Source organism: Roseburia sp. CLA-AA-H209, from assembly GCF_020687575.1.
Lineage (GTDB): Bacteria > Bacillota > Clostridia > Lachnospirales > Lachnospiraceae > Roseburia_C > Roseburia_C amylophila.
Map to the genome: position 1 here is coordinate 132,850 of NZ_JAJEQU010000002.1, position 25,170 is coordinate 158,019.

21 protein-coding genes are annotated in these 25,170 nt (G+C 41.6%); 4 read left to right on the top strand and 17 right to left on the bottom strand.

Annotation, left to right across the window (positions count from 1 at the left end):
• Positions 1 to 88: 88 nt before the first annotated feature.
• On the bottom strand, positions 89 to 2,317 hold the full coding sequence (pcrA, locus tag LKD41_RS03120; protein ID WP_227700360.1) for a DNA helicase PcrA: 2,229 nt from the start codon (positions 2,315 to 2,317) through the stop codon (positions 89 to 91).
• Between the two features lie 269 nt (positions 2,318 to 2,586).
• Between pcrA and LKD41_RS03125 the strand changes: the two genes are divergently transcribed.
• Positions 2,587 to 3,276: a DUF1836 domain-containing protein gene (locus LKD41_RS03125; RefSeq protein WP_227700361.1), complete on the top strand. Its 690-nt coding sequence runs from the start codon at positions 2,587 to 2,589 to the stop codon at positions 3,274 to 3,276.
• A 186-nt stretch (positions 3,277 to 3,462) separates the two neighbouring features.
• Here the strand turns inward: LKD41_RS03125 and LKD41_RS03130 are convergent, their stop codons facing one another.
• From LKD41_RS03130 to LKD41_RS03150, 5 genes are all read right to left on the bottom strand, one after another.
• A complete protein-coding gene (locus tag LKD41_RS03130) occupies positions 3,463 to 3,780 on the bottom strand; it encodes a YerC/YecD family TrpR-related protein (protein WP_022243413.1) in 318 nt (105 codons plus the stop codon).
• A gap of 154 nt (positions 3,781 to 3,934) precedes the next feature.
• Entirely contained in the window at positions 3,935 to 6,010 is a 2,076-nt protein-coding gene (locus tag LKD41_RS03135) for a heavy metal translocating P-type ATPase (protein WP_227700362.1), read from the bottom strand.
• Between the two features lie 97 nt (positions 6,011 to 6,107).
• Positions 6,108 to 6,410, bottom strand: a complete 303-nt coding sequence (locus LKD41_RS03140) for a DUF6110 family protein (protein WP_022243411.1) — start codon at positions 6,408 to 6,410, stop codon at positions 6,108 to 6,110.
• Between the two features lie 101 nt (positions 6,411 to 6,511).
• Complete coding sequence (locus tag LKD41_RS03145) at positions 6,512 to 7,120, bottom strand: HD-GYP domain-containing protein (RefSeq protein WP_331470881.1); 609 nt, start codon at positions 7,118 to 7,120, stop codon at positions 6,512 to 6,514.
• Positions 7,121 to 7,136: 16 nt separating this feature from the next.
• The gene (locus LKD41_RS03150) at positions 7,137 to 7,376 is read right to left on the bottom strand and encodes a hypothetical protein (RefSeq protein WP_022243409.1); all 240 of its coding nucleotides are present in this window, start codon (positions 7,374 to 7,376) and stop codon (positions 7,137 to 7,139) included.
• Positions 7,377 to 7,598: 222 nt separating this feature from the next.
• On the opposite strand from LKD41_RS03150, the gene bsh reads away from it, so the two are divergent.
• Entirely contained in the window at positions 7,599 to 8,585 is a 987-nt protein-coding gene (bsh, locus tag LKD41_RS03155) for a choloylglycine hydrolase (RefSeq protein WP_227700363.1), read from the top strand.
• Positions 8,586 to 9,269: 684 nt separating this feature from the next.
• On the opposite strand, the gene LKD41_RS03160 is transcribed toward bsh, so the two are convergent.
• Positions 9,270 to 10,001, bottom strand: coding sequence for a phosphatase (locus LKD41_RS03160; RefSeq protein WP_227700364.1), 732 nt, complete (start codon positions 9,999 to 10,001; stop codon positions 9,270 to 9,272).
• A 130-nt stretch (positions 10,002 to 10,131) separates the two neighbouring features.
• Here LKD41_RS03160 and LKD41_RS03165 point away from each other — a divergent pair, with 130 nt between their 5' ends.
• Positions 10,132 to 11,136, top strand: a complete 1,005-nt coding sequence (locus LKD41_RS03165; protein ID WP_117699129.1) for an ABC transporter substrate-binding protein — start codon at positions 10,132 to 10,134, stop codon at positions 11,134 to 11,136.
• Positions 11,137 to 11,378: 242 nt separating this feature from the next.
• Here LKD41_RS03165 and LKD41_RS03170 read toward each other — a convergent pair whose 3' ends face one another.
• The 7 genes from LKD41_RS03170 to LKD41_RS03200 all read right to left on the bottom strand — a co-directional run bounded on the left by LKD41_RS03170 (position 11,379) and on the right by LKD41_RS03200 (position 20,499).
• Positions 11,379 to 11,846: a COG2426 family protein gene (locus LKD41_RS03170; protein WP_022243405.1), complete on the bottom strand. Its 468-nt coding sequence runs from the start codon at positions 11,844 to 11,846 to the stop codon at positions 11,379 to 11,381.
• A gap of 20 nt (positions 11,847 to 11,866) precedes the next feature.
• Positions 11,867 to 12,928 carry a histidinol-phosphate transaminase gene (gene hisC / locus LKD41_RS03175; protein WP_227700365.1) on the bottom strand — a complete coding sequence of 354 codons (1,062 nt, stop codon included), beginning with the start codon at positions 12,926 to 12,928 and terminating at the stop codon, positions 11,867 to 11,869.
• Positions 12,929 to 12,983: 55 nt separating this feature from the next.
• Complete coding sequence (locus LKD41_RS03180) at positions 12,984 to 14,183, bottom strand: pyridoxal phosphate-dependent aminotransferase (RefSeq protein WP_227700366.1); 1,200 nt, start codon at positions 14,181 to 14,183, stop codon at positions 12,984 to 12,986.
• A gap of 59 nt (positions 14,184 to 14,242) precedes the next feature.
• Positions 14,243 to 15,142 (bottom strand): DMT family transporter, encoded by a 900-nt coding sequence (locus tag LKD41_RS03185; RefSeq protein WP_227700367.1) that lies wholly within the window; start codon positions 15,140 to 15,142, stop codon positions 14,243 to 14,245.
• A 208-nt stretch (positions 15,143 to 15,350) separates the two neighbouring features.
• Positions 15,351 to 16,883 carry a UDP-glucose--hexose-1-phosphate uridylyltransferase gene (gene galT, locus LKD41_RS03190; RefSeq protein WP_227700368.1) on the bottom strand — a complete coding sequence of 511 codons (1,533 nt, stop codon included), beginning with the start codon at positions 16,881 to 16,883 and terminating at the stop codon, positions 15,351 to 15,353.
• A 17-nt stretch (positions 16,884 to 16,900) separates the two neighbouring features.
• Positions 16,901 to 18,067, bottom strand: coding sequence for a galactokinase (locus LKD41_RS03195; RefSeq protein WP_227700369.1), 1,167 nt, complete (start codon positions 18,065 to 18,067; stop codon positions 16,901 to 16,903).
• A 584-nt stretch (positions 18,068 to 18,651) separates the two neighbouring features.
• Positions 18,652 to 20,499 carry a peptidoglycan binding domain-containing protein gene (locus tag LKD41_RS03200; protein ID WP_227700370.1) on the bottom strand — a complete coding sequence of 616 codons (1,848 nt, stop codon included), beginning with the start codon at positions 20,497 to 20,499 and terminating at the stop codon, positions 18,652 to 18,654.
• 264 nt (positions 20,500 to 20,763) lie between these two features.
• Here LKD41_RS03200 and LKD41_RS03205 point away from each other — a divergent pair, with 264 nt between their 5' ends.
• Complete coding sequence (locus LKD41_RS03205; protein WP_227700371.1) at positions 20,764 to 21,465, top strand: phosphatase PAP2 family protein; 702 nt, start codon at positions 20,764 to 20,766, stop codon at positions 21,463 to 21,465.
• 43 nt (positions 21,466 to 21,508) lie between these two features.
• Here the strand turns inward: LKD41_RS03205 and LKD41_RS03210 are convergent, their stop codons facing one another.
• From LKD41_RS03210 to LKD41_RS03220, 3 genes are read right to left on the bottom strand one after another with little or no spacing between them, the layout of a single operon-like run.
• Positions 21,509 to 23,431 (bottom strand): NAD(+) synthase, encoded by a 1,923-nt coding sequence (locus tag LKD41_RS03210; protein WP_227700372.1) that lies wholly within the window; start codon positions 23,429 to 23,431, stop codon positions 21,509 to 21,511.
• Entirely contained in the window at positions 23,428 to 24,297 is an 870-nt protein-coding gene (hslO, locus tag LKD41_RS03215) for an Hsp33 family molecular chaperone HslO (protein ID WP_117698018.1), read from the bottom strand. Before hslO ends, LKD41_RS03210 begins: the two co-directional genes overlap by 4 nt.
• 19 nt (positions 24,298 to 24,316) lie before the next feature.
• Positions 24,317 to 25,066 (bottom strand): class I SAM-dependent DNA methyltransferase, encoded by a 750-nt coding sequence (locus LKD41_RS03220; RefSeq protein ID WP_117698017.1) that lies wholly within the window; start codon positions 25,064 to 25,066, stop codon positions 24,317 to 24,319.
• Between the last annotated feature and the right edge of the window lie 104 nt (positions 25,067 to 25,170).

Sequence of the window (25,170 nt, forward strand, 5' to 3'; positions counted from 1 at the left end):
TTTCCTGCCACCTAGAACTCTTTTTATTAATTCATTATAGCATATGTTTCCCCAATCTACTAGAAAAAATTACAAATTCATAAAATTTTTATAACTTTTTCAATTTGGCAAAGGATGCAAACATCTTCTTCACACCTACACCGGAAAAATCAACAGTAACCTCATAATCCCTGCCGCCGTCAATAATCTGCTTTACGACTCCGGTGCCGAATTTCAGATGGGAAACGGTATCACCCACAGCATAATCCAACGACTTTTTCATTGCGGAATTGCCAAAGTTTCTTGCCTCCGGTACGCCAGTTCTGCGCAGTGCCATCGGCTTTGCCGAAAATGCATTTTTCGCCATCATACTTGGTTTCGGAATATCCGGCATTTTTTCCTTCTGGATGGTTCCCGCTAAAAGTTCCCGCGGAATCTCTTTTACGAAACGGGACACCTTATTATACTGTGTTTCTCCTCGTATCATACGCATTCTTGCGCAGGATATGGACAACCGCTCCTTGGCTCTTGTGATTCCCACATAGGCAAGACGACGTTCTTCTTCGATTTCCGCTGTTGGATTTTCCGCACAGATTGCACCGAATCCCGGAAACAGTCCGTCTTCCATTCCTGCCAGATAAACCTGTGGAAATTCAAGACCCTTCGCACTGTGCAGCGTCATCAGCACTACATAGTCCTGTGTCTCATCCACACTGTCAATATCTGCAACCAGTGCTACTTCCTCTAAGAATCCGCTTAAGGTCGGCTCTTCTTCGCTTTCCTCATAAGTAACCGCCTTGGAAATCAACTCATCGATATTTTCCATTCGCTGCTGTGCTTCCTCTGTATTTTCTGCTTCCAGCTCACGGACATAACCGGTTTCTTCAATGATTTCCTGCAAAAGCTCTGATACACTGATATACGGCAACTTGCTCCGCATACTCTGAATCAGCATTACAAACGGTCTGATTTTTGCAGATGCCCGTCCGATTGTGCCAATCTCTTCTGCCATTTTTAAGGCATTATAAAAGGTAAGACCGTTTTCATCGGCATAATCCTGCACCCTGCTTAATGTCGTTGCTCCAATTCCACGTTTTGGCACATTGATAATACGGCGTACCGCCAGATCATCCATGGCATTGTCAATGGTCTTAAGATAAGCCAGTAAATCCTTGATTTCTCTTCTGGAATAGAAGTTTACGCCTCCCACAATCTTATATGGTATGCTGGCTGTGATAAAACGTTCCTCGAAAAGTCGGGACTGGGCATTGGTACGGTATAATACGGCACAGTCTCCGTAATGATACATGCCTTCCCGCACTTTGCTCCGGATATCTTTTGCTACATAGTCTGCTTCATCAAATCCGGTTTCAAACTGATGAAATGCAATTTTTTCGCCTTCCTCATTCTCAGTCCAGAGACGTTTTGCCTTTCGTCCCACATTATTTGCAATGACCCCATTGGCTGCATTTAAAATATTCTGGGTGGAACGGTAATTCTGCTCCAGCTTGATGGTAACTGCATTTGGAAATTCTTTTTCAAAATTCAATATATTATAAATGTTTGCTCCACGGAATTTGTAAATGGACTGGTCATCATCACCTACCACGCAGAGATTCTTATATTTGCCTGCCAGCAGTTTAATCAGCTGAAACTGTGCCGTATTGGTATCCTGATACTCGTCCACCATAATATAACGGAACCGCTCCTGATAATAATCCAGCACTTCCATATCTGACTGGAAAAGCTCTACAGTCTTTACAATCAAATCATCAAAATCCAGTGCATTATTTTTCCGTAACACCTGCTGATATTCCCGGTAAACAGCTGCTTCCTTCATTTTCCGGAAATCTCCCTGCGCCCGTAAGGCATATGCTTCCGGACTGATCAGCTCGTCCTTTGCAGAAGAAATGGCCGCAAGCAAACTTTTTTCCTTATACATCTTCGTATCAATTTCCAGACGCTTGCAGATATCCTTCATAATGGTCTTCTGGTCTTCTGTATCATATATGGTAAAGTTGGTTCCAAATCCGATATGGTCAATAAAACGGCGCAAAATTCTCACACAGGTAGAATGAAAGGTAGATACCCAGATATTTTCCGAGCCATAGCCCACCATGTCATCAATACGCTCCCGCATTTCGCCTGCAGCCTTATTGGTAAATGTAATCGCAAGGATATGATAGGGATTGACTCCCAGTTCCTCTATCAGATATACCGCCCGGTGGGTCAGCACACGGGTCTTTCCGCTGCCTGCGCCCGCCAGCAGCAGCACAGGTCCTTCTGTTGTAAATACACCTTTTTTCTGTTCTTCATTTAATGAATCGTATATACTCATAATGCTCCTTTACTCTCCTCAATACCACTCCGCTCAGTATACCATACTTCCTTAAGGGATGGGAACATATTTTCTGTATTTCTTTTCAGATTTCTTTTTGTACTGTCCGTCGAACGCATTCATGCGTTCTTTTCCCTTATATCCATTCTATTGTAGTTGCATCACGCAATGTCATTTACACATCACAGCGTCATTGTATATGCTTTCTGTCATTTTTCTTCTTGTTATCTAGTTTTCAATACTATATAATAGGTATGAGGTGAATTCAAATGACAATTGATGCAAAAGATTTATTAAACAGTATTTTATCCAGTCTGTCGCGGATTGACTATATCCGTCCGGAAAGTATTCCAAATATTGACCTTTACATGGATCAGATTACAACCTTCATGGATACCCAGCTTGCAGCTTCCAAACGTCATCCCGATGACAAGATTCTGACCAAAACCATGATTAATAACTATGCAAAAAACAATCTGCTTCCACCGCCGGTCAAGAAGAAATACAGCAAAGAACATATTCTGATGCTGATTTTCATTTATTATTTCAAAAGCATATTAAGTATCAATGATATCGAAAGTATCTTAAATCCTCTGGCAAAACGTTTCTTCAATGCAGAAGGAGATTTCAATCTGACAACTGTCTATGAAGAGGTGTTCAGTCTGGAACGGGATGAGGTAAAAAATCTGATGAAGGATATTACCAAGAAATTCAATACCAGTTCTACCACCTTTGCAGATGCACCGGAAGAAGACCAGGATTTTCTTCATACCTTTTCCTTTATCTGTATGTTAAGTTTTGATGTATTTGTAAAGTGTATGTTGATTGAAAAGCTGATTGACGAGACGAAAGAAATGGAAAAAGAAGCCGAAGATGAGCAGCGTGCTGCAGAAAAGAAAGCTTCCGAAGAGAAAAAAGCTTCCGAGAAAAAGACTTCCGAAAAAAAGTCGAACGAATAAAAAGCCATATGCCTGGAAAAAAGAATGTGCCTTGGCACATCCTCGCGGAACGTTTTTTACTTTATAGGAAAGTAATTTCCTGTAAATCGAAAAAGCACCAGTTTTCGAACCGGTGCTTTTCTTTATTATTTACATGATTTTGTGCAAAAATTAAATATCGTTTTAATTTTATCTCTACTCTTCGTTTTAATTTTCCTCTTTTTTTTCTTCTACCGGCTTCACATTCGTTCTGGCAAATACCATATCATATCCATCGCATCCATAATTCAAGGAACGGTTCACACGACTGATGGTCGCTGTTGATGCGCCAGTTTTCTCTGCAATATCAAGATAAGTTCTCTGCTCACGCAACATCTTTGCCACTTCATATCTCTGTGAGAATGCCAGTAATTCATTTACCGTACAGACATCTTCAAAGAATTTATAACATTCCTCTTTATTTTCAAGGCTTAAGATTGCATCAAACAAATGATCCACTGCTTCCGTTCTTACATTCTTACTCATTCTGCCTCTCCTTTTCGTATTATACTTATTTCAATACAAAAATGTTAGCATATTAAAGTGTGAAAGTAAACCGTTTTTCGAAAAATTTTCTTTTCAATTTTCTTTTCAAAATTTTTCTTTTCCTGAACCGTAAGATTTCTGTTTCTGGAAATTTTTAATCCAAAAGATTCTGCATACTCTTTAAGGTAATTACCAAGGTAGATGTATTGTGAAGTAATGCAGATACGGTTGGCTGCAGGACTCCTGCCACGCCAAGCACAATCAGTCCTGTATTGAACCCAACAATTGTCCGGTAATTCTTATGAATCCGTTTCATCAATGCATTACTCAGCACCTTTAAGGTTACTATCTCATAAAGATTATCTGCACCGATGGTTACATCTGCAATTTCTCTTGCAATCTCTGCTCCATCACTGATGGCTATTCCAATATCTGCCGCAGATAATGCCGGTGAATCGTTGATACCATCTCCAATCATAATGACCTTGTGTCCTTCTGCTTTGGCTTTCTCTACAAAACTTGCCTTATCTTCCGGAAGTACCTCGGAGTAATACTCGTCTACGCCCACTCTTGCTGCAATGGCGGATGCTGTACGTTCACTATCCCCTGTCATCATAACAACTTTCTTAATTCCGGCTGTCTTTAAGGAATTTACAACGGCTGCTGCTTCATCACGAAGCGGATCTTCAATGCAGATAACGGCTGCAAGGCGGTTCTCAATTGCCATATAAAGATGTGAATATTCTGATGGAAGGCTGTTAAACTGTTCTTCATAGCCTTCCGGAACCACACATTTTTCATCTTCAAATACAAAGTGATAGCTTCCGATTACCACACTCTTTCCTTCTATGGTGGAAGAAATTCCGTGGGCTACAATATATTCCACCTTAGAATGTAGTTCTTCATGCACAAGATTCTTTTCCTGGGCTGCATCTACGACTGCCTTTGCCATGGAATGAGGGAAATGTTCCTCTAAGCAGGCAGCAATACGTAAAAGCTCTTCCGTGGGCTTATCCGTAAAAGAAACCACATCTACTACGGTAGGCTGCGCTTTGGTCAGAGTACCTGTTTTGTCAAAGACGATGGTATCTGCTTCTGCCATTGCCTCTAAGAATTTGCCACCTTTTACGGTAATATTGTGCACACTTGCTTCACGGATTGCAGACAATACAGATACCGGCATTGCAAGTTTTAATGCACAGGAAAAGTCCACCATAAGAACTGCTAATGCTTTTGTGGCATTTCTGGTAGAGAGCCAGGTAATTCCTGTTCCTAGTAATGTATACGGAACCAGGCGGTCTGCCAGATGCTCGGCTTTACTTTCCAGGGAAGATTTTAACTTCTCTGACTCTTCAATCATCGTGACAATTTTTTCAAATTTGCTGGAGCCATTTACTTCTTTGACACGAATGGTCAGTTCTCCTTCTTCCAATACGGTTCCGGCATAGACATAACTTTCTACACTCTTATGCACCGGAAGGGATTCGCCGGTTAAGGATGCCTGATTTACCATCGCATCCCCTTCCGTTACCACGCCATCAAACGGAATGACATTTCCCATATGAATACAGACTTCATCGCCTTCTTTAATCTCAGATGCCGATACCAGTATTTCCTGTCCATCCTGACACAGCCATACTTTACTGATATTTAAGGACATACTTCTTGCCAGATCATCAACGGATTTCTTGTGTGTCCACTCCTCTAAGATTTCTCCAATGCCCAGTAAGAACATAATGGAACCTGCTGTATTGATATCATTGCGAAGCAGAGAGACTCCAATAGCTGTTCCATCCAGCACCGGAACCTCTATCCTGCCCTTCGCCAATGCAGACACTCCAGCCCACAAATATTTCACGGAACGGACCATGGTAATTCCTGCGCGGATTGGATATGGCAGGAACATCCTACTGCCCATACGGAGTACCACTTTATTTACCAGCTTGTCCCAGTAAGTCCGGTTCAGTTCCCTGCCGGAATTCTGTAAAAAAGTCTCTGGCACATCCACTTTCTGATAAGAGAAATGACGCAGTGTCTCTATCATCTCCTCACGATTTCCCACATAACAGACTACTGCATCCTGTAAACGTTCATTTACTTTCACTGAAGTGACACATTTGCAGTTACTCAGGTAATATTCCATCATATCTGCCTGGCGGAAACTCATCCCGCCCTGAATGATATGAATACGAAGTCTTCCTTTTATCTCATGTTTTATAACAAATCTCATATTACATACTTCCTTAGATAAAGAATCACCTACAGCATATTCTGAAGGTGATTCTCATAGTTTACATGAACAACGAGCAAAATCGCATGTCCAATGTTTATTCTGCTACAGTTTCTTCTGTTGCATCTTCTACAGATTCATCTGTATATTCTGCTGCTTTAGCAGCTCTGTCTTCATTAATCTGCTGTGCCTCTGCATAAATATCCTCTGCATTTTCCTGGATATTAGAAGCAGTCTTCATGACACATTCCTTTGCACGTAATGCTGCTGCTGTACAGTTTGTGTAGACTTTCTTTGCATCCTTACTACCTAATATTTTAATTCCGGCTGTTCCAAACAATACACCGGCAGCAAAGATTCCGGTCTTCTTCCAGTTAAATTTTTTCACAAAATCAAACATATGTATTCCTCCTATTTCTGTTTGTTTTTTAGCTTACCGCCATTAAAACCCATTGTCCATACTCTTTTTCGTTATTGAGAATTCTTATCAACAATAGAATCTTATCTTGAAATTTTGATTACGGAAATAATTTCTTCCCAGTGGTCTAAGACATACTGTCCGATAATCGGGTCATACATCTTGCCAAGATTATTTTTGATTTCCTGATAACAGTAGTCAAAATCATGTGCTTTGCGATAACTCCGGTTTGAAGTCATGGCATCAATGGAATCGCAGATTGCAATGATTCTTGCTCCCACCGGGATTTCTTCTCCTTTGAGTCCAAGCGGATAGCCCTTTCCATCGAATCGTTCATGATGGCAGAGCACGATATATTGCAGTTCTTTTAAATGTCTTGATTTACTCAAAATCTCAGCTCCAATAGAGGGATGTTTCTTCATTGCCTCCCATTCCTCATCATCAAGCTTTCCTTCTTTATTTAAAACAGCATCCGGAACACCGATTTTTCCAATATCATGGAGATGTGCCGCAATATGGATTTGCTGTATATTCTCCGTTTTTAAGCCAATTAACTGGCATACTTTCATTGCCATATCACTGACACGCTGGGAATGCCCCGCCGTATAAGGGTCCTTGGCATCCAGTGCACAGGTAATGCATTCCATAATTTCATGATAATCTATCTCGCCGCAATATTCACAAGCTTTCAAATAATCCCTTCACTTTCTATCCTTCAATGAAAAATTTTGCAAATGATAATTCTGCTCCTTTGCCGATTCTGCTGCAGATATTTACCACTCTGGTCATAACTCCTGCAAACTGGTTATCTTTGGTTACAATTTTAAGAAGCTGTGTCTCTGCCTCATATTCTGCTTCCTCTACATCCTCTAATTCTAATGTTTCACGAAGAATTTCTTTTACCTGATCCTCTGTTACTTTTTTAGACATCCGATAATATCTTCCCATAATGAGCTTCCTTTCTTAGTTGTTACTACTTTATGTTAGTTCTTTCTAATCCAGTTGTATTATAACACCTGTTATTGAAAATAGGACCTTTCTTATCGATATTTTTTCTCATTATTTCTTAATTTGATTTACCCCTGTATCCACGTTATAATAGTCCTATTACATAAATCTGATTTTTCAGCAGAATACTAATACAAAAGAAAGATAAAAGGAGGCTATTTTATGTGCACCGCAGCTACTTATCAAACAAAGAACTTCTACATGGGCAGAACCCTTGATTATGAATTTTCCTATGGCGATGAAGTCACCATTACCCCCCGCAACTATCCGTTTCATTTCCGTCATGCCGGGACTTTAAGCTCCCACTATGCCATGATTGGCATGGCTCATGTAGCACCGGACAATGGTGTTGACTATCCTCTTTATTATGATGCCTGCAATGAAAAAGGTGTCTGCATGGCAGGGCTTAACTTTGTGGGAAATGCCGCTTATGCTGATATTATTGATACAAAGGAAAATGTTGCACAATTTGAATTTATTCCATGGATTCTAAGCCAGTGTGCTTCTGTTTCAGAAGCCAGAGAAAAATTAGTGCAGATGAATCTCGTTGGAACTGTTTTTGCCAGCCATTTTCCGGCAGCACAGCTTCACTGGATGATTGCCGACAAAAGTGAAAACATCGTTGTGGAATCCATGGCAGACGGGCTTCATATCTATGACAATCCTGCCGGTGTGCTGACCAACAATCCACCTTTTCCAATACAGATGTTTGCTTTAAATAATTATGCGGCTCTCTCATCCAGGCAGCCGGAAAATCATTTTTCCGACAAGCTCAACTTACAGGCTTACAGCCGCGGTATGGGGGCTTTGGGTCTGCCGGGCGATTTATCTTCCCAGTCCCGTTTTATCCGGGTTGCTTTCACCAGACTGCATTCCATTTCCGGCAGTTCAGAAATCGAAAGTGTCAGCCAGTTCTTTCATATCTTAGGTTCCGTCGACCAGCAGCGGGGCTGCTGTGAAGTTGCTGATGGAAAATATGAAATTACAATCTACACTTCCTGCTGCAATGCGGATAAGGGGATTTATTACTATACGACCTATGATAATCATTCAATTAACGGAATCGATATGCATCATGAGAACCTGGACAGTGCAGAGTTAATCCGGTTTGCGGTTCTTGATGCAGGTGAGATTCACTGGCAGAATTAGTGGATTGCGATGTGGGAGAAAAATTTATTAAAAAATTTTGCAGCAGTCGAAGCACATTGATTTTCATATGATGAAACGTCACCGTTCTAAGGGGTCTGTTTTTCTTTTTACGATAAAAACCGTCTTTTCTATGTTTGACAAAATATTGGTACTGATCGTCGAAGTGCAGATGCCTGATAAGGGCTGTTAGGGGCACTTGGAATTTCGTCTGGCAACAGGCAACGCTGGTACAGGGATGTACCAGCGAGGCACATTTGAACATGGATGTGAATTTGTGCCGGTTGCCAGATGAAATGAAAAATATATCGAAATTCCCAGTGCCCCTTGCAGACATTAGGTGGTATCTGTCCTCGACGGACAGTACCAATATTCTGTCAAAGCAACCGAAAAGACAGTTTATCATCAAGAAAAACAGACCCCTAAGAACGGTTGACATTTCACATAAAAGAAAATCAGATGTACTTTGACTGCTGCAAAATTCTTTGATTCTAAATGTTATCTCCCACATCACAATTCCCTAATTGATGGCATATAAAAGGAGCAGACCCGCATCAAAAGTCTGCTCCCTTTACGTCCAAAGTATTTTGTGTGTATTGTAATGTTCCTTACAAGAGTTAGTTTATGCTAACTCTTGTTTTCTGTCAATATCGCTGTTGATATTCTTTTCTCACCTGTGATAACTCCTTATAGATGTTCCGGTGATTTAAAATAATTCAAAAAACTCTTCGCCAGTTCCACATTGGTATTGACTACCAGTTCTTCCGGAAAATCTACCATCTGAATAACTTCCAATGGATATTGATGATTCCCAACTGCAGTATCCACATGCGCATCGGAATCCATGATAACCGGAACTTTATATTCCTTGCAAAGTTCTAACATTTTGCAGCTGTTTTCCTTCGTATTCTGCCGGAAGCCACCCGGTGTCAGGGAGCCATTGTTGACCTCTAACAATACATGATGTTCCTTTGCACCTTCCACCAATGCACGATAATCCACCGGATAATAAGAATCATCCGGATGTCCGATAATATTTACATAGGGATTTTTCATCACATTCAGATAAGTTTTCGTATTTTCTTCTATGGTTCCTGGATGAAAACACGGACCATGCATACTTGCAACGCACAAATCCATCTGCTTTAAGGTACGCTCCGGCAGATCCACATGCCCTTCCATATCCATGATATTAAGTTCTGCGCCAAACAGCGTATACATTTCTCCATGCTTTCTTTCTAGCACGCGAAGATTATTAAAATATAACTCGCTGCAGGTTCCCGGCATTTTCGGAGCATGCTCTGTAATACCAAAGAGACGGATTTCTTTCTGCTCTGCCGCCTTTATCATTGCTTCAATAGTACTGTAAGCATGTCCGCTTGCAATTGTATGAGTATGAAGGTCTACGTAGTCGTTCATGTTCTGTTCTCCTTTTATATCTCTTGTCTTAATACTGTTTTCTAAATTTCAGACAATCCTATCCTATTCATCATAGCACATTTTCATCTGTCTTTCATACTATAATACAAATGTCTTTTAAGGATGCTCTATGAAACGATTTTATAAAAAAGGTATTTCTCTTTTCTTAATTCTTCTTATGTCCTTCCCGCTTTGTGCCTGCAAATCAGATGATTCTAAAGCATTAACAACCGTAAAATTAAATGAAGTGGCACATTCCATCTTTTACGCACCGATGTATGTGGCCATCGAAAAAGGCTACTTTGAAGATGAGGGAATCGAGCTCTCATTGACCACCGGCTTCGGAGCGGATAAAACCATGGCTGCCGTTGTTTCCGGGGATGCAGATGTAGGGTTCATGGGAACGGAGGCAAGCATTTATGCCTACACGGAAGGTGCAAAAGACCATGTCATCAATTTTGCACAGCTTACCCAGCGTGCCGGTAACTTTGTGGTTGCAAGGGAAAACACCGATTCCTTTTCCTATGAAGATATGATTGGAAAAGATGTGCTGGGCGGAAGAGCCGGTGGCACACCGGAAATGGTATATGAATATGTACTCCGGGAAAATGGTGTTTCTCCTTCCGAAGTCAAAATCGACCAGAGTATTGACTTTGGTTCTACCGCAGCGGCTTTTTCCGGCGGGCAGGGGGATTATACCATTGAATTTGAACCATCTGCTACTGCTTTGGAGCAGTCCGGTGACGGCTATGTGGTAGCGTCCATTGGCGTGGATTCCGGTTATCTTCCATATACTGCTTTTTGTGCCAAAGAAAGCTATCTTAAGGAAAATGCCGACCTTATCCAGCATTTCACCAATGCTTTACAGAAAGGCATGGATTATGTAGCAGGTCACAGTCCGGAAGAAATCGCAACTGTCATTGCACCACAGTTTAGTGAAACAGATCTTAAAACCCTTACACTTATTGTAAGCCGCTACTACGACCAGGAAACCTGGAACACAGATTTAATACTCCGGGAAGAAGGCTATGACTTAATGCTTACTATTTTAGAAGAGTCCGGTGTTCTCTCCGGTGCCGCTCCTTATGAAGATCTTGTAAATACAGATTTTGCCGAAAAAGCATCCACACTGTAGTTCAAAGCATCAGAAATTAAATCATTATTAAACAAATAATGTTCCTTGGCACATTCTCGCGCCTGCGGCGGTCGCTTGCGACATCTACATTATACGCCGCAGTGCGCATCCTCGCGGAGCGTTTTTAACTTTACAGGAAAGCAATTTCCTGTAAAGTTAAAAAGCACAGAATATATAGTAAATAACATTACTATACACGCTGTGCTTTTATCACTTAGATATCCTTTTTACATTCCACCCTGTTAGCGAATCATAGAAAATGCACCAACACTGATTAACATCATAATTACACCAGCCAGCAATACGCCAAGCATCACTGCGATAACAGATGATTTAAAATCCATATCTAAGATGCTGGCTGCCAGAGTTCCTGTCCAGGCTCCGGTTCCCGGCACCGGGATTCCAACAAAGAGCAGTAATGCCAGGAATAATCCTCTTCCTGCCTTTGCCTGCAGCTTCTTACCACCCTTTTCACCTTTTTCCAGACACCAGCCGAAGAATTTTCCAATAACAGGCTTATCTGCACCCCAAATCAGTACTTTTCTTGCAAAAAAATAAATAAATGGTACCGGCAGCATATTTCCAATGATGGAAATAATATAAGATGGTATCAATGGAAGTCCAAAGCCCTGTGAAAATGGAATCGCTCCTCTCAGTTCAACCAGTGGTACCATGGAAACAAAAAATACAATCAGATAATGTAATAACATAATACTCCTTTCCTAATGAATTATGACTGTTTATAGTTTTTCAAAAACGTAATCAGCGTATCCATTTCTTCATCTGTACCAATGGTAATACGCAGATAATTTGCAATCCGCTCCGGTTTGGAGAAATGACGGACATAAATGTCCTTCTTCTTCAAATCTTCAAACAGCTTCTCCATGGAAATCGTATCGTGGGTTACAAAGAGGAAGTTGCTCTTTGAATCATCCATCCGGTATCCCAGTGCCCGAAGTTCTTCCTTGGTACGCTCTCTCGTTGCAATAATCTTCTGTGTTGTCTTTTTAAAATAAGCTTCATCCAAAATAGCAGCCGTTCCCATTTCAATCGTAAGGGAATTTAAGGTGTAAGAATTAAATGAATATTTAACATCGTTCAAATATTTGATTAATTCAGGCTGTGCCATCGCATATCCAATCCGCATGCCTGCCATGGAACGGGATTTGCTAAAGGTCTGGACTACCAATACATTGTCATATTTATCAATAAGCGGCAATGCAGATGTTCCACCAAAATCAATATATGCTTCATCCACAATAACAATGACATCCGGATTCTGTGCAATGATGCGTTCCACATCTTCTAACGGAAGCAGCTTTCCTGTCGGTGCGTTTGGATTTGGAAATACAATTCCTCCGTTTTCCCCAGCATAATCCTCCGGGCAAATTGTAAAATTCCTATCCAGCGGAATCTGCTTATATGGAATACGGAATTCCTCTGCCCAGACATCATAGAAAGAATAAGTAATATCTGGAAACAGAATCGGACGATTAGAATTAAAAAATGTCATAAAGCACATGGCAAGTACATCATCTGAGCCAACGCCCACAAATACCTGATTGGAATTTAAACCATATCGTTCTGCAATTGCGTCCGTCAGTTTCTCAATCTTTGGATCCGGATAAAGACGCAGCCGGTCGGTATCAAAAGAGGTTAAAACATCCTTTACTCCCGGTGCCGGTGGATACGGATTCTCATTGGTATTCAGTTTTATCATTTTCTCTTTCTTCGGCTGTTCTCCCGGAATATACGGGATAACTTTGCGTATGTTATTTTCCCATGCTTTCATGTCTTACTCCTTCTATCTGCTGCTTGATTTTATCATTCTTTCGTTTTCCGATTTTTTATTCTGCTGCCTTCAGTCCATACTCTGCTGCCAGCTTTGCAAATGCCTGCATGGAATTTACTACTGTCTCATAAGAAGTGCAGTATGCAAGGCGTACATAACCGCCATAGCCGAAGGCACTTCCTTTTACCAGAATCAAATGGTATTTCTTCGCAGCTTCTACAAATTCTTCTTCCTTTGCAACCGGAGATTTCAGCCACAGATAAAATGCTCCCTGTGGTTTAATGCAGGTGAATCCAAGCTTCGTCAGTCCTTCATATAAAGCAATACGGTTGCGGTCATAAAATTCAAGATTGGTCTTTTCCTTTAAGCACTCTGCCACTGCTTTCTGAATGAGAGATGGTGCATTTACAAAGCCAAGAGTACGGTTTGATACAGTAATTCCCTCGATTAATTCTGCGGAATCTGCCGCTTCATCCGGCACTACCACATAACCAATCCGCTCGCCCGGAAGTGATAAAGATTTACTGAAGGAATATCCTACCAGCGTATCTTTATAATATTTCGTCAGGAAATTCTCCTGTACGCCGTCGTAAACCAGTTCACGGTATGGTTCATCGGAAATAAGATAAATATCGGTTCCAAATTCCTCTTCCTTCGCAGTTAAAATTCTGGCAATCTCTTTTAAGGTAGCATCTGAATATACCACTCCGGTCGGGTTGTTCGGATTGTTGATGATAACCGCTCTTGTATCTTTTGTAATTTTTCGTTCAAAGTCTGCTAAATCCGGCATAAAATCTGCTTCATTTGGCATGACTTCCACAATCTTTGCATCGAAGTTTGCGGCATAGCTTTTATATTCACCAAAATACGGAGCAAATACCATAACTTCATTGCCCGGATCTAAAATCGTCTTAAAAATAATATTCAGACCGCCTGCTGCACCAACTGTCATAATCAGGTTCTTCCCATGGAAATTGGTTCCGAAGCGTTCATTTAAGTTCTCTGCAATTGCCTCTCTTACTTCCTCATAACCTGCATTTGCCATATATCCATGCACCACAAGCGGGTCTTCTTTATCCAAAATATCATAAATTGCTGTCTTAATTTTTTCCGGTGCCGGTGTAGCCGGATTGCCAAGGCTGAAATCATACACATTTTCTGCCCCAAACCTGGCAGCCATTTCTTTTCCTTCCATAAACATGGCACGAATTGCAGAGCTTCCTGCCATTGCCTGTTTTATCTTTTTTGACAACATATCTTATGCCTTCTTTCTCTTTCTATTCTGTTACAGTATAGCTGAGACTATCCGTAAAATCAATCTGTTTTCTTGTTTCCGATGGGAATCTGCGTGATAATAATTGCCACAAACATCAATACGCAGCCTAAAATTTCTTTTGGTGATAATACCTGTCCCAAGATCACCCAGCCAGCCAGTGCGGAAATCACGGATTCCAGGCTCATAATAAGGGATGCGATAACCGGGTTGATGCCTTTCTGTCCCACAATCTGCAAGGTATAGCCAACGCCGCAGGAAAGAAGTCCCGCATACAACAAGGGCAGCCATGCCGCCTGAATATTGGAAATGTCCGGTGTCTCTGTAAACAGCATTCCTACTGCTGAAAGCACTCCGCATACAAAAAACTGTATACAGGACATTTTTACGCCGTCTACCTTTGGTGAAAAATAATCAACCACCAGTATATGAAAGGAAAATGCCAGTGCACATAAAAGAAGCATGATGTCTGCCCGCTCAATGGTAAAACTGCCGTCCTTCATACAAAGCAGATACATTCCCACAACTGCCAGTGCCACACAAAACCACAGCTTGATTTCCGGACGCTTTCCAATAAAGATGCCGATAACCGGAATCATCACAATATACAACGCCGTAAAAAAACCCGATTTACCAACGCTTGCTTCCATAATGCCAAACTGCTGCAGATTAGATGCAATGCAAAGAATTACACCACATGCAATTCCACCCATCCATAAAGTCTTTTTATCCTCTTTTTCCTGATTTTCTGCTCCTGTCTCTTTCTTTTTCTTTAAAACCAGAATAACCGGGATTAACACCATTCCCCCCAGAACGCATCGGATTGCGTTAAAGGTAAATGGACCAATATATTCCATGCCCACGCTCTGGGCTACAAAAGCCACGCCCCAGATGGTTGCGGTCAATAACAATATCAAAGAACTCTTTATCTGCTGTTTCATAAAATCTCCATTCTGTCCTTATTCTTTTGCATAATTTATCATATCGCTCTTATATTAATGCATTTCTTTCCTTCTTGCAAGAGTCATAACATACAACAAAGAGCATCAAAGGCGGTGCTTTTCATCCTTCCCTTTGGATGACACCTTATGCCAATGATGCTCTTTTCTTATGTTAACCAGAATCCCACTCCCGGATAAACATCTTTTTCTATTTATTTACCGTATCAATAAAGCGTAAGAATGCTTCTCTTCCTTCTTCAGTGCATTTGTATACACCGGCATCCAGAAGAACTTCACGGAATACCAGTCCGATTTCCTTTTGGATAATCCCGTCGATATTTTCTGCCGTAATGCTCTCATATTTTGGCAAAAATTCCTCTACCCAGTCTGCATGCTTACTTAAAACTTCATTGCTCCGTAAATCAGCCCTGGAAAGAATTGCCGTCTTAAGCTGTGCCATCTCGTCCTTCAGACGTGCCGGCAGCACTGCCAGACCCATTACCTCGATTAAGCCGATATTTTCCTTCTTAATATGATGAAGCTTTGCATGCGGATGATATACGCCCAGCGGATGCTCCTTTGTTGTAATATTATTACGAAGCACTAAATCCAGTTCGTAATTATTGCCTCGTTTTCTTGCAATTGGTGTAATGGTATTATGTGGCTCCCCGTCTGTTTCTGCAAAAATAAATGCTGCCTCATCCGTATAGCCACGCCAGGTCAGAAGTATTTTATCTGCCAGCTCAATCAACCGTTCTGTATCCGGTGCGGACAGGCGGATAACTGACATCGGCCATTTTACAATTCCTGCTTTCACATCTTCAAAGCCCGCAAAGGTAATCTCTTTTTCCAGCGGTGCCTTTGCCATGGCAAATTCATAATGTCCACCCTGGAAATGGTCATGGCTTAAAATCGAGCCTCCTACAATCGGCAGGTCAGCATTGGAGCCAACGAAATAATGCGGAAACTGTTTTACAAAATCCAGCAGTTTTCCAAAGGTTGCTTTTTCAATTTTCATCGGTGTATGCTTTCCATTAAACACGATGCAGTGCTCATTATAGTACACATAAGGAGAATACTGTAAGAACCAGTCACTATGATTGATGGTTACCGGAATAATACGGTGATTCTGTCTTGCCGGATGATTGACTCTTCCTGCATAGCCTTCATTTTCCTTACACAAAAGGCATTTCGGATAGCCGCTCTGCTTTGCCAGCTTTGCAGCTGCAATGGCTTTCGGGTCCTTTTCCGGCTTGGATAAGTTAATTGTAATATCCAGTTCACCAAACTCCGTCTCAGCAGTCCATTTCATATCACGCCTGATACGGTATCTGCGGATATAATTGCTGTCCTGGCTGAGAGTATAATAATAATCCGTTGCCGCCTTTGCATCCTTCTCATAAAGGCTCTGAAATTTATGAATTACTTCACCTGGTCTTGGCATCAGCATTCCCATGATTTTCGTATCAAATAAATCTCGGTATACTACGCTGTTTTCCTTTAAAATGCCATTTTCATAAGCATAATCCAGCAGACGGTTTAACAATTCTTCCAGACTCTCTTCTGCTTCTTCTCTGCTCATCGGTGTCCGTGACTGATAAGCTGCCACAGCGTCCTCATCTAATTCTTCTAATTCAAACAATTCCAGCAGGCGGTTGATGGTGAAACGCTCATCTTCCTTTGGAACCAACCCGGTTACCATGCCATATTCTGTTAATTTTAAGATATCTTCACAAATCATGACTTACCTCCTGTTTCTTATGCCAGTCTGGATGGACCGTCTCCAATTTCTACCACATAGAAATCTGCGCTGTATCCAATTTTCTTTTCATAGGCACTGCCTACTGCTTCAATAAAATGCTCTACTGCTTCATCCTTTACAATACTGACGGTGCATCCACCAAAGCCTGCACCTGTCATACGGGATCCAATGACTCCAGCTACCTTCCAGGCTTCTTCCACTAAGGTATCCAGTTCAATTCCGGTTACTTCATAATCATCCCTTAAGGATACATGGGATGCATTCATCAGCTTTCCAAAGGTTTCCACATCATTTTCTTTCAAAGCTTCCACCGCTTTTAGGGTTCTCTGGTTCTCATATACCGCATGTTTTGCCCGACGCATGCGGACTTCACTTCCGATGGCTCCCTTATATTCTTCAAACTGTTCCTCAGACAATTCACCAAGGCTCTTAATATCTACTACCTTCTGTAATTCTGCCAGTGCTTCCTCACACTCTGCACGACGCTCATTATATTTCGAATCACCCAGACCACGCTTCTTATTGCTGCAGGAAATTACGATTTTCGCATCTTTTAAACGAACCGGCGCATATTCATATTTTAAAGTAGCCGTGTCTAAGAAAATCGCATGCTCTGCTTTTCCCATGGCAATGGCAAACTGATCCATGATACCACAGTTCACTCCATTGAATTTATTCTCTGAAAACTGTCCGATTAAAGCCAGGTCCTGGTTCGTTACATCAAATCCGAATAAGTCCTTTAAGATATATCCGGTCAGCACCTCAACAGATGCAGAAGAAGAAAGTCCGGAACCATTCGGGATATTTCCAAATAACAACAAATCCAGTCCGGTATCTACCTGCATGCCCTTTTCTCCAAATGCCCAGATAACACCCTTCGGATAATTCGTCCAGTCTGCTTCTTTCTCCGGTTTCAAGCCTTCAATGGAAGATTCCAGCACACCAAGCTGTTCAAAATTCATGGAGTAAAATCTCAGTTTCTTATCGGCACGTTTTCTTGCCACGCCATAAGTTCCAATGGTCAGTGCACATGGAAATACATGACCTCCGTTGTAATCCGTATGCTCTCCAATCAGATTCACACGTCCCGGTGCAAAATACACACGGATGTCTCCTTCATCCCCAAATAATTCCTTAAACCTTGTCAAAACCTGCTCCTTCATCAATACATTCTCCTTTCGATTTATTTTCATCCGTTCCTGTTATCCGGCACATTTTCACAGGATATTATTCATCTGTCTTTGTGCTCGTCAGCAACATAATTTATATTTTTTACTTCTTGATAATATTATACTATGTGCCTTGTTTCTTTGCAATATTGCTGTTCTAGTCTGCAACATCTCAATTGCTATTTGGCAACATTTTTCCATATGCATTATGATAATTACAAATAAACATGAAAATATAAATATATATATAACACCAGCCTCTGTTCGGATGATTTTGATACGAGGGAGAGCTGTAAGGGACATTGGAAATTCGATAAAAGTATATATGCTTCCGGCAACCGGCGCAAATTCACATCCATGTTCATCTGCGCCTCGCCGGTACATCCCTGTACCGGCGTTGCCTGTTTCCGAACGAATTTCATAAGTCCCTAACAGCCCTCCCTCATGCATCTGTAATCATCCAGGCAGAGGCTGGTGTTATTTCTATTTTCAATTTATTTTCAGTGGTTCCTACAGACATTCATCATACTAAAATTGTCTGAACAGAAGCTAGCGTTCTTATTCTTTATTCCAATTCCCTACAATGCTGCTTCAGCGGCTGCCAGCTTGTCCAGTGCACTCTGTGGTACCTTCGCTTTTGCGCCCTCGCTTAAGGCATTATAGGCATTTCTTGCATTGGCTACTGCTGCTGCATCTGTGGCAGTTATCGTATCTGGCAATGCCATGATTGTATTCGTTACATTCTGTGCATCTATACTTTCCTGATTCTGCAATTCCTGCAGGGCCTGTTCATACTGCAACTGTGACAGAGCTGACTCGGCTGCTGTCAGCACATCCAGATTCTTTACATATGCTTTGGCGCTGTCAGATAAAGCATCATACTGGGAACGGACAGACGCAATGGTTCCTGCGGAGTCCAGGGTTACTGTTCCAATGGAGGTGATTGCCTCATCTACTGCAGATGCTGCATCCATATCCTTGCCCTTCTGGCTCTCGGTTCCCGGCAGTTCATAAACAAGCACCGGATAACCTGCTTCTATATTTTCATAAATTGTTTTTGCTGCACTGTATGGAAGATTGATACATCCATGTGAACCGCTTCTTTTATAAATTGTTCCACCAAAAGTACTTCTCCAGCTGGCATCATGCATTCCAACACCACCGTTAAAAGGCATCCAGAAAGATACCGGAGACTCATAATCTTCGCCGCGAAGCACCGCATCCTTTGCCTTATAAGTAACACCAAAAGAGCCGGACGGCGTTCCATGATTCTTTGCAAGGTTACCGGAGACAAAATCAGATTCTACCACCAGTGATCCGTTCTTATAGAAAAACAAATGCTGTGCGGTCAGATTGATTTCCACATATGTATTACCATAGTCATTCTCACCATGGCTGTTAGCCGTCTGGGAATAAACCGGCTCTCTTGTTACATCCTTACCGGCTTTCAAATCCTCCAGTATCATTTCCTTTTCAGCTGCATTATCTACCCACCATCCGTAATTTCCACCATAAATTGTCACTGTCTGTCCATAAGAGGTATCCAGTGTCCGGTTTCCATAGGCGGTATTATAATTTTTTGCCATAGCTTTTACATAAGCGCTCAATGCCTCATCATCTACAGACACATTGAAATCATCATCCACAGAAAGCCAGGTACTGATGGTTTCTCCATCCAAAACCACATCATCCTTGCCTTCTGCCTGATAGGTAATCTTCATCTGGGTATATTTATTCAAAGTATCCAATGCATCCTGAAATACATCATCCTCTTCTTTTACCTTTGGGTCTTCATAACAGCCTTCCCCGGAAAGGTCAAATTCCGGCTGCATTTTATCCAAGGCTTCTTTGATTTTCTCCGTAAATGCATCCTTATCGATTTTTGTTCCATATACCTCCGGCTGCACTTCATAGCCATCCTTTGTATAATCCTTAATCTGTGCATTTTCGGAATCCGTCCATTTGCTTTCATCCATACAGGACAAATTATCCAGAACATCCTTCAATTTTTCTTCATCAAAAGATATCATAGTCTCCGCTTCGTATTTCTGTGGAGAAATAAGATAGTACGGCCATGCAAATCCATTCTGCTTCTTTAAAAGCTCTTTTACCTGCTTATCAAATACCGGCTCCATGTCAATGTCTGTTCCATTGATGCTCTCTGTCTTATCCTCACGCTCCACCAGTTTCATCTCATACCTGGATGCCTGCTTCGTAATCTTCTTTTCCACACCACTGGTTGAGGAAGCGGATACCCCCACATTATTTATCGTGGTACGAAATGCAAAATGGCTCTGAAAAAACAGTGCCAGTACCAGATAAATCACAACTAATATTCCTACAGGAATTCCGATTACACAAAGGAGTTTTTTTCTGCTCATTTTTTCCTTTGCAGTTTCCTGCTGTTTCTCTTCATTCTTCTTCATATCCCTTAACCTTTCTATTTTGCTAGTTTCCATTATAGTTGACCGTTTTTCTTTGTCAATGAAATCCCGCATTTGTAATATTTATTTAAAAAATGAAATACATTTTCTTGTATTCTTGCACAATGAAAATGTTCCTTTTCCATTAAAATCTTAAGAATTCCATAAAAATTATTAAATTCGATTTTATAGCATTGTTTTTTAAAAAATGCTGTGCTAGAATTCCACCATAGAAGTAGTATTCTTACATTAAAAAAGGGGAATCCGATGTTGAAAAAAGATAACTTTAAGCAAAATCTCAAAGCATTTTTTCAAAAATATAAGCACGCATGGGTTCTGCTGTATGTATTCATATATTTTCCATGGTTTACCTATCTGGAAAAACATGTGACTTCAAATTTCAACGTAATACATACTGCACTGGATGATAAAATCCCATTTATAGAATTTTTCATCGTACCATATATGTTATGGTTTGGATATGTCGCATATGCGGTTCTTTACTTTTTCTTCAAAAATAAAGAAGATTATTACCGGCTCTGTACATTCCTGTTTGTGGGAATGACTGTATTTCTGGTAGTATCCAGCCTCTATCCAAACGGACATTATCTCCGCCCGCATTCCTTTGAGCATGACAATGTCTTCACCCATATGGTAGCCTGGCTTTATGCAACCGATACACCGACAAACCTGTTTCCAAGTATTCATGTTTATAATTCGCTCGGTGTTCACATTGCAATCTGTAACAGTAAAGAATTTAAGGATCGTCCGAAGTTAAAGCTGGCTTCTTTCATTCTTATGGTCAGCATTATTCTTGCAACCATGTTCTTAAAACAGCATTCTGTATTTGATGTGGTTACTGCATTTGTAATGGCTGCTGTCATGTACTCTTTCGTCTACGGCAGGAACTTTGCTTTCGGCCGCAGCAAGACAAAAGAATCTTTTGAAAAACAGCTTAAGCACATATAGTTTTTATAAAAGAACTGCTGCTCCATTTTGAGCAGCAGTTTTTTTATTTCAAATGTTCGATTTCATCCATCCAGATACGCACTGATGCATCACTTGGCATTCTTAAATCACCTCTTGGTGATACTGCTACCGTACCGACCTTTGGTCCATCCGGCAGACAGGAACGTTTAAACTGCTGTGAGAAGAAACGGCGGTAGAAGGTCTTTAACCATTTCAAAATCACTGCATTGTCGTACTGCCCCGCAAATGCCACCTGTGCCAGGCGATATATTTTTGCCGGAGCAAAGCCAAATCGCATCACATAATATAAATAAAAATCATGCAGTTCGTACGGTCCTACAATATCCTCTGTCTTCTGGGCGATTTTTCCATTTTCCGGCGGAAGCAGTTCCGGGCTGACCGGTGTATCTAAGACATCATAAAGTACAGTTGAAAGTTCCTTATTTCCACAGGTGTCTGCATAGTAGTGTACCAGATGGCGCACCAGCGTCTTCGGTACGGATGCATTCACTCCATACATGGACATATGGTCACCGTTATAGGTAGCCCAGCCCAATGCCAGCTCTGACATATCTCCGGTTCCGATTACCATACCATTATTCTTATTGGCAATGTCCATCAGAATCTGGGTACGTTCCCTTGCCTGTCCATTTTCATAAGTGACATCATGTACGCTCTCATCCTGACCAATATCTCGGAAATGAATGCGTACTGCTTCTTTGATATCCACTTCTATCAGCTTTGCGCCAAGACAGCGAATGAGACTTAATGCATTCTCATAGGTACGGTCTGTGGTTCCAAAGCCCGGCATGGTAACTGCATATATCTGCTCTCTCGGAAGCTTCAGCCGGTCAAATGCCTGCACCGTAACCAGAAGTGCCAGTGTGGAATCTAATCCTCCGGAAATGCCTACCACTGTGCATTTACATCCGGTATGCTCTAACCGTTTCTTAAGTCCCATGGACTGAATAGCTAAAATCTCTTCACAACGTTTATCACGCTTGTCCTTATTGCCCGGAACGAATGGCGCCGGATCCACGAAACGGCTCAGCGTGGTATCTGATTTATCAATAAAGAAAGAAAATCTAAGATAATCCTTGCCTCTGCTGCCTGCTGCAAAAGTGCTCATTCTCCGTCTTTCGGATACCAGACGTTCCATATCAATTTCAGAATATACCGTCTCATTGGTAAAACGTTCGGATTCTGCTAAAACCGCTCCGTTTTCTGCAATGATATTATGCCCGGAATATACTACATCCTGTGTGGATTCTCCATCTCCGGCACTGGCATAGATATAACCGCAGAGCAGGCGGGCAGACTGTCCTGCAACAAGCTCTCTCCGGTAAATATCCTTTCCGGTTGTCTCATCACTGGCTGAAAGATTTACGATTAAAGTTGCTCCTGCCAGAGCATGGGAAATACTCGGTGGGTTCGGTGTCCAGACATCCTCGCAGATTTCCACACCGATTACCAGCTCCGGCAATACATCATCACACTGGAACAAAATATGGCTTCCCATCGGTACATGATAAGCCGGTGCAATATCTACACCCTCCGCTTCTTCTTTTCCCGGAGTAAAATATCTTGCTTCATAGAATTCATTGTAATTTGGAATATGGGTCTTTGGCACGATGCCGATAATCTCGCCTTTGTTTAAAGCTGCTGCCACATTATAAAGCTTGCCTTCATGCATTAGGGGCAGACCAACAAATACAACGGCATCCAAAGCACCGAGTTCCTTTGCCAGCCATACCAGCCGCTCCCTTGCGCTTCTTAATAAAGTCTCCTGTAAAAATAAATCGCCACAGGTATATCCGGTAATGCAAAGCTCCGGGCACACAATGACTTTGGCTCCGTTTGCTGCTGCTTCCATTACTGCCGCTTTTATTCGAATGGTATTTTCTACCGGATCTGCGACTACTACTTTTGGTGTTACTGCTGCTACTTTGATAAATCCATCTCTCATTTTCTTATCTCCCTTAAATCATCCGGACTGAATACATAATTCTCATTACAGAAATGACATTTTACTTCAATCGGTTCTTCATCCTTGATTAAATCATCCAAATCTTTCTTGCTTAAGCTTGCCAGTGCTTTTGCCACACGCTCTTTGGAGCAGTCACAGTGGAAGGTAACCGGCATCGTATCATTGATTTCAAGCTTCATCTCTCCTAAGATTTCCTCTAAAATCATTTCCGGTGTCATGCCCTTTTCCAACATTTCTGTTACGGATGCTATCTGTGCGATTTTCTGCTCTAAGGCATCAATGACTGCATCCTCTGTAAACGGCATCAGCTGAATGATAAACCCGCCTGCCTGACGCACTGTATTGTCCTTATTCATGAGAACTCCTAAACCCACGGAAGATGGTACCTGCTCGGATACTGCAAAATAATAGGTTAAATCCTCTGCTATTTCACCGGTCTGAAGCTCGGTCTGTCCTACATACGGATCCTTTAATCCCATGTCCTTTATAACACTTAAAACACCATTTCCAATGGCTCCGCCTACATTTAATTTACCGGCTGCATTGGGTGGCAATATCACATCTGCCACGCCGGGATAGCCTTTTACACCCCCGTTAGCATTGGCAGTTACCGTAAGGCCATGCATCGGACCATCGCCCTGAATCTGCAGGGTCAGAAGGTCTTTTTCTCCCTTCATCATGCTGCCCATCATTGCTGCTGCGCTCATGGCACGTCCTAATGCTGCTGTTACAATCGGGCTGCTGTTATGACGGACTCTTGCTTCCTCCGTCATCTCTTTTGATGTAATCGCAAATGCACGAATCTGTCCATCTGCAGCTGTTGCTCTCACCATATAATCTGACATTTTTTCTTCCTCTTTCTTCTTATTTCCCCTGTTCTCTTGCGATGATATAAATCCGTTCACTGCAGGCTGTCGGTTCTTTTCCCGTCTCTACATCAAAGACACCTTCCCATTTCATACCGGCTTCTTCGATTAATTTTCGTACGGTTTCTATCTCATACGCCCGCTGAAAATGTGTTTCTTCATATCTCCGGAACAAATCATCCTCTTCTTTGATAAAAAGTGTTAAATCATACTGATTGACCTGTTCCTCCGGGTCATAATAATTTTCCCAGATAAAGCTGCTGTCCTCTCTGGTCTCGCAGAAGCTGTTGTCTCCTAAGAGTTCCTCATATTTATATCTGGTATTCATATCGAAAATAAAGATTCCGCCCGGGTCGAGATAATTATTGACCAGGGAAAATACCTGTCTTAAATCCTCTTCTGACATGATATAATTCATGGAATCGCAGACACTTACTACTGCCCGGATGGTTCCATACAATTCAAACTCCCGCATATCCTGAAGAAGATACAGTATCTCTGTATTTTCCATGGTATATTCTCTGGCTACCGAGAGCATTTCCTCGGAATTGTCCACCCCAATCATATCATAACCTTCTGCCGCTAAAAGTCTCGTCATCCTTCCGGTTCCACAGCCAAGTTCCAAAAGCAGGCCATCGTTTATTCCCTCTGCTTTTAATATGTCCACCAGATATTTTTTCCATGCTTCGTAAGGGACATTGTCCATAAATGTATCATAAACTGTTGCAAATTCTGTATATGCTTCCACACAACCACTCTTTCTGTCCTATTCTTCTGTAATACTAACAATTTTCCCTGATAAAAGCAAGTAGTCGCGCCCTAAGGCTTGATTATTTTTCCCTAAAACTTTAT

Coding starts and splice junctions, on each gene's coding strand:
- pcrA (WP_227700360.1), bottom strand. CDS start 2,317: ATGAGTATATACGATTCATTAAATGAAGAACAGAAAAAAGGTGTATTT.
- LKD41_RS03125 (WP_227700361.1), top strand. CDS start 2,587: ATGACAATTGATGCAAAAGATTTATTAAACAGTATTTTATCCAGTCTG.
- LKD41_RS03130 (WP_022243413.1), bottom strand. CDS start 3,780: ATGAGTAAGAATGTAAGAACGGAAGCAGTGGATCATTTGTTTGATGCA.
- LKD41_RS03135 (WP_227700362.1), bottom strand. CDS start 6,010: ATGAGATTTGTTATAAAACATGAGATAAAAGGAAGACTTCGTATTCAT.
- LKD41_RS03140 (WP_022243411.1), bottom strand. CDS start 6,410: ATGTTTGATTTTGTGAAAAAATTTAACTGGAAGAAGACCGGAATCTTT.
- LKD41_RS03150 (WP_022243409.1), bottom strand. CDS start 7,376: ATGGGAAGATATTATCGGATGTCTAAAAAAGTAACAGAGGATCAGGTA.
- bsh (WP_227700363.1), top strand. CDS start 7,599: ATGTGCACCGCAGCTACTTATCAAACAAAGAACTTCTACATGGGCAGA.
- LKD41_RS03160 (WP_227700364.1), bottom strand. CDS start 10,001: ATGAACGACTACGTAGACCTTCATACTCATACAATTGCAAGCGGACAT.
- LKD41_RS03165 (WP_117699129.1), top strand. CDS start 10,132: ATGAAACGATTTTATAAAAAAGGTATTTCTCTTTTCTTAATTCTTCTT.
- LKD41_RS03170 (WP_022243405.1), bottom strand. CDS start 11,846: ATGTTATTACATTATCTGATTGTATTTTTTGTTTCCATGGTACCACTG.
- hisC (WP_227700365.1), bottom strand. CDS start 12,928: ATGAAAGCATGGGAAAATAACATACGCAAAGTTATCCCGTATATTCCG.
- LKD41_RS03180 (WP_227700366.1), bottom strand. CDS start 14,183: ATGTTGTCAAAAAAGATAAAACAGGCAATGGCAGGAAGCTCTGCAATT.
- LKD41_RS03185 (WP_227700367.1), bottom strand. CDS start 15,142: ATGAAACAGCAGATAAAGAGTTCTTTGATATTGTTATTGACCGCAACC.
- galT (WP_227700368.1), bottom strand. CDS start 16,883: ATGATTTGTGAAGATATCTTAAAATTAACAGAATATGGCATGGTAACC.
- LKD41_RS03195 (WP_227700369.1), bottom strand. CDS start 18,067: ATGAAGGAGCAGGTTTTGACAAGGTTTAAGGAATTATTTGGGGATGAA.
- LKD41_RS03200 (WP_227700370.1), bottom strand. CDS start 20,499: ATGAAGAAGAATGAAGAGAAACAGCAGGAAACTGCAAAGGAAAAAATG.
- LKD41_RS03205 (WP_227700371.1), top strand. CDS start 20,764: ATGTTGAAAAAAGATAACTTTAAGCAAAATCTCAAAGCATTTTTTCAA.
- LKD41_RS03210 (WP_227700372.1), bottom strand. CDS start 23,431: ATGAGAGATGGATTTATCAAAGTAGCAGCAGTAACACCAAAAGTAGTA.
- hslO (WP_117698018.1), bottom strand. CDS start 24,297: ATGTCAGATTATATGGTGAGAGCAACAGCTGCAGATGGACAGATTCGT.